This is a genomic window from Streptomyces glaucescens (assembly GCF_002154375.1).
GTDB lineage: Bacteria > Actinomycetota > Actinomycetes > Streptomycetales > Streptomycetaceae > Streptomyces > Streptomyces glaucescens.
The window spans coordinates 1-606 of sequence record NZ_MUND01000923.1; the positions used below are offsets into that span (position 1 = coordinate 1).

At 67.7% G+C, this 606-nt stretch carries 1 protein-coding gene; it reads left to right on the forward strand.

The window, feature by feature from the left end:
• On the forward strand, nucleotides 1-547 hold a 547-nt coding region (locus tag CCN42_RS39325), incomplete at its 5' end, for an MOSC domain-containing protein (RefSeq protein ID WP_107427727.1).
• Nucleotides 548-606 lie beyond the last annotated feature (59 nt).

Consider the following 606-nt stretch of genomic DNA (forward strand, 5'->3'; position numbering starts at 1 on the left):
CATCGCGCCCGGGCCCAAGGGCACCGGCGAGGTCGGTCTCGTAGGCGACCGCGTCTACGACGTGAAGCACCACGGCGGTTCCGACCAGGCCGTCTACGCCTATGCCCGCGAGGATCTCGACGGGTGGGAGGCCGAGCTGGGCAGGCCGCTTGCCAACGGCGTCTTCGGGGAGAATCTCACGACCCTCGGCGTCGACGTCAACGGCGCCCTGATCGGTGAACGTTGGCGCATCGGGCCAGACGTGGTCCTGGAGGTGTCGTGCGCGCGGATCCCATGCGCGACGTTCCAGGGCTGGCTGCAGCGAGAGGGCTGGATCAAGCGGTTTACCCAGGCCGCGGTGCCGGGAGCGTATCTGCGCGTGATCGAGCCGGGAGACATCCGGGTTTCCGACCCCGTCGAAATCGCGTACCGGCCCGACCACGACGTGACCGTCGCGCTTGTCTTCCGCGCGATGACACTCGAACCGGACCTACTGCCGCGACTGCTGGTCGCTGACGCGCTGATCGAGGAGGGCAGGGAACTGGCCCGCAGACGCACGACCACATAGGTGATCGATTCCGGGACATCGTCTGCGCGCATGTGACGAGGGAGTCCAACGTCGGTGTG